Origin of the sequence: Corynebacterium striatum ATCC 6940, assembly GCF_000159135.1 — a bacterium.
In the GTDB taxonomy this organism is placed as follows: Bacteria; Actinomycetota; Actinomycetes; order Mycobacteriales; family Mycobacteriaceae; genus Corynebacterium; species Corynebacterium striatum.
In genome coordinates, this window is the sequence record NZ_GG667520.1 from 1 (window position 1) to 3,806 (window position 3,806).

Annotated in this window: 4 protein-coding genes; all 4 read left to right on the top strand. The window is 61.7% G+C overall.

Annotation, left to right across the window (positions count from 1 at the left end):
* The first annotated feature begins 111 nt into the window (after positions 1–111).
* Positions 112–339: a sortase family protein gene (locus HMPREF0308_RS14310; protein WP_005528300.1), complete on the top strand. Its 228-nt coding sequence runs from the start codon at positions 112–114 to the stop codon at positions 337–339.
* Positions 340–395: 56 nt separating this feature from the next.
* Positions 396–1,919 carry a GTPase ObgE gene (gene obgE, locus HMPREF0308_RS02365; RefSeq protein ID WP_005528303.1) on the top strand — a complete coding sequence of 508 codons (1,524 nt, stop codon included), beginning with the start codon at positions 396–398 and terminating at the stop codon, positions 1,917–1,919.
* A 27-nt stretch (positions 1,920–1,946) separates the two neighbouring features.
* The gene (gene proB / locus HMPREF0308_RS02370; RefSeq protein WP_005528305.1) at positions 1,947–3,197 is read left to right on the top strand and encodes a glutamate 5-kinase; all 1,251 of its coding nucleotides are present in this window, start codon (positions 1,947–1,949) and stop codon (positions 3,195–3,197) included.
* Positions 3,198–3,231: 34 nt separating this feature from the next.
* A partial coding sequence (locus tag HMPREF0308_RS02375; protein WP_005528307.1) for an NAD(P)-dependent oxidoreductase occupies positions 3,232–3,806 on the top strand: 575 nt, incomplete at its 3' end.

Below are 3,806 nucleotides of genomic sequence, written 5' to 3' on the forward strand. Positions count from 1 at the left end.
CTTTTTGCTTACCGGGTTAATACGCGCCGTACTTGTAGCGCTTGGGGCTGAACCCCACACACAAACCATCAGACATCCTCCAAGCTCACCACCGACTCTGAGGCCGGAACCGTGATCTCGAGTGTCTGGAACAAGGTCCTGCCTGTTGCCGAGGTATCCGATCCCTCCGCCAGCGGCTCTATTGCGCGCCTGCGCATTCCAGCGATCAATGTGGACCTACCGGTGCGGCATACGACGTCGCCAAGCGTGCTTTACGACGGCGCGGGCCACATGTTTGGTTCCTCCCTCCCTGTCGGCGTCGCCGGGCTAGGAAGCAGGCGGCTGCCGATGGTAGTATGAGCAGCTCAGATTAAGAAAAACAGCTACTTATTTTTAAGGGCGAGGAAACCAACTTCATGGCACGTTTTATTGACCGCGTCGTACTTCACCTGCAAGCCGGCGACGGAGGCCACGGCTGCTCTTCGGTGCACCGTGAAAAGTTTAAGCCGCTGGGCGGTCCAGACGGCGGCAATGGCGGCCACGGAGGGGACATCCTGCTGGAGGTTTCCACGCAGGTTCACACCCTGATGGACTTCCACTACCGTCCGCACCTGAAGTCCGGCCGCGGTAACAACGGTGCTGGTGACTGGCGCAATGGCGCCCGCGGCGAGGATCTCATCCTCGAGGTCCCGGCCGGCACCGTGGTCTACTCCGAGGACGGCGAGATGCTGGCGGACCTTACGGTTCCTGGCACCCGCTTCGTCGCTGCGGAAGGCGGTTTCGGTGGCCTTGGCAACGCAGCCCTAGCCTCTGCTGCCCGCAAGGCACCAGGCTTTGCGTTGCAGGGCGAGCCCGGCGAGGCCCGCGATCTGGTGTTGGAGCTTAAATCCATGGCAGATGTCGGCCTCGTCGGTTTCCCATCGGCCGGCAAGTCTTCCCTAATTTCCGTGCTTTCTGCGGCCAAGCCAAAGATTGGTGATTATCCGTTTACCACTCTGCAGCCGAACCTCGGCGTGGTGGACATGGGCTTTGAGTCCTTCACCATGGCCGATGTTCCAGGTCTTATCCCCGGCGCTGCTGACGGCAAAGGCCTCGGATTGGACTTCCTGCGCCACATCGAGCGCACCGCGGTGCTGGCTCACGTCGTTGACGTTGCCACCTTGGAACCGGGCCGCGACCCGCTTTCCGATATTGAGGCGCTCGAGGAGGAGCTCGCAAAGTACCAAGAACTGCTGGACCAGGACACCGGCTTGGGCGATCTGCGGCAGCGCCCACGCATCATTATCTTGAACAAGGCGGATATTCGGGAGGCGGAAGAACTGGCCGAGTTCGTCAAACCAGAGCTGGAGGAGAAGTACGGTTGGCCCGTCTTCATCATTTCTGCGGTGGCACGCAAGGGCCTCGATCCGCTCAAGTACAAGCTGCTTGAAATGGTCAAGGAGCACCGCCGCACCCAGCCGAAGGTTAAGGCGGATAAGAACCACACCATCATTCGCCCACGTGGCGAGCGTAAGTCCGGCTCCCACGCTGACTTCACCGTGCGCCCTGATCCCGAGCTTGCCGGTGCCTTCGTGGTGGAGGGTGACAAGATCGAGCGCTGGATTGTGCAAACCGACTTCGAAAATGATGAAGCCATCGGCTACCTCGCTGACCGCTTGGCCAAGGCCGGCGTGGAAGATGAGCTGTTTAAGCAGGGCGCTGTTGAGGGTTGCCCGGTGACCATCGGTGGCATCACCTTCGAGTGGGAGCCGATGACTGGCGGCCGTGCCACGGATGCCGGCCGCGGCTTCGACGGTCGCCTCGGCGGCACCGAGCGTGTTTCCGCCGCTGAGCGTAAGCGCGCTTCGCAGGCTCGCCGTGGTCTCATCGACGAGTATGACTTTGGCGATGACGAGAAGGTCACCCGTGAGCAGGCGAACCGCGATCGTTGGCAGGGCTAGGACCAAAGGTCTGTATGCTGGGATGGCATGACCTCTGACACATCAGATCGCCGTTCCATCCCTACTCTCAACGAGTCCTTTCCGGAGTATCCGCTGCCGCTAGAGCCCTCGCAGGGCAAGATTGCGCAGCCAGATTTCCCGGAATTAGGCGAACCCGCTGCATATCAATCCGAGCTGCGCAGCGAGCTAGCTCGGGCCAAGCGCATCGTGGTCAAGATCGGCTCCTCGTCTCTGACCAAGGACGATTTCACTACCTCTACCGAGAAGATCGACCGCATCGTCGACGCCATCTGTGCGCGCATGCAGGTCTCTGATGTCATCCTGGTTTCCTCGGGCGCGGTTGCCGCTGGCATTCGCCCGCTGGGGCTCAAGCGTCGCCCGCAGGATCTTGCTACCAAGCAGGCGGCTGCCGCGGTGGGGCAGGTGCACCTGGCTTATGAGTGGGGCGTGTCCTTCGCCCGCTATGGCCGCTCCATCGGGCAGGTACTTTTGACCGCCTCCGATACTGGGCAGCGTGATCGCGCGCGCAACGCGCAGCGCACCATCGACCGCCTACGCCAGCTCGGCATCGTGCCCATCGTTAATGAGAACGACACCGTCGCTACCTCGGAGATGCACTTCGGTGATAACGATCGCCTCTCTGCATTGGTGGCGAACTTGGTCGGTGCCGACGCACTGTTCCTCCTGTCTGACGTGGATGGCTTGTACGACAAGAACCCCTCTGAGCCCGGGGCCAAGTTCATCGAGGAGGTTCGCACGGGCAAGGACTTGAAGGGCGTCGTCGCTGGTGATGGCGGCCGCGTGGGCACCGGCGGCATGGCCACCAAGGTCGCCGCAGCGCGCATCGCCACGCGCGGAGGCATCCCTGTTCTGCTGACTGCGGCTGACAACATCGGGCGCGCGCTTGCCGACGCCTCCGTGGGCACCGTGTTCCACACCCGCCCCGAGCGCCATCTTTCGGCCTGGAAGTTCTGGGCTCTCTACTGTGCCGATACCGGCGGTGCTGTGCGCCTTGACGAGGGCGCGGTAGAGGCCGTGACCAGGGGAGGAAACTCCCTGCTGGCGGTCGGCGTCACCGAGGTCATCGGCGAGTTTAACGCCGGGGAAATCATCGACATCCTGGGACCCAAGGGCGAAAACATCGGCCGTGGCGAGGTGGGCTTTGACTCGAAGATTTTGCGCTCGGTCATCGGCCGCCACACCGAGGAGCTGCCCGAGGAGCTGCGCCGCCCCGTTGTGCACGCCGACTACCTTTCCAATTACGCCTCCCGAATCTAGACACCAGAAGCCAGAGAAACCCTAGGAGAAGACCATGAAATACGCTATGTTGCCGGAACAATGGCAAGAATCCATCGAGACCTTGCAGGGAGCTGGCCATGAGCTCTCGGAGCTTTCCGATGCCGACTTCCTCATCTACAACGGCGACGGCTCGAACTTCCCGTTGCCACTGCCGGAGAACATCAAGTTCGTGCAGATTCCTTCTGCAGGCGTAGACCATCTGCTCGACGTCATGAAGGAGACCGACGTTATCTGGTCCAACGCCGCTGGCGTATTCGATAACACCGTGGCGGAATCCACCATCGCGCTGCTGCTCGCGCAGCTGCATGCCCATCGCTATGTCAACGACACCTTCTCCAGCTACGAGGAGGTGCAGGATCACAAGTCCTACCTGCACGAGGACAAGACTGTGGCGATTATCGGCGCCGGCGGCATCGGCAAGCGGCTCATCACGATGCTCTCTGGCTTTGGCCCGCGCATCATTGCCGTAAACCGGTCCGGCAACGCGGTTCCAGGCGCGGATGAGACCTATCCCATCTCCGAGGTGGACAAGGTCTGGCCTGCGGCCGACTACTTTGTGCTCATCGTGCCGCTTACCCCGCAGACCCA

Bases quoted from the DNA above. Each gene is read 5' to 3' on its own strand.
- obgE (WP_005528303.1), top strand. From the start codon at position 396: ATGGCACGTTTTATTGACCGCGTCGTACTTCACCTGCAAGCCGGCGAC.
- proB (WP_005528305.1), top strand. From the start codon at position 1,947: ATGACCTCTGACACATCAGATCGCCGTTCCATCCCTACTCTCAACGAG.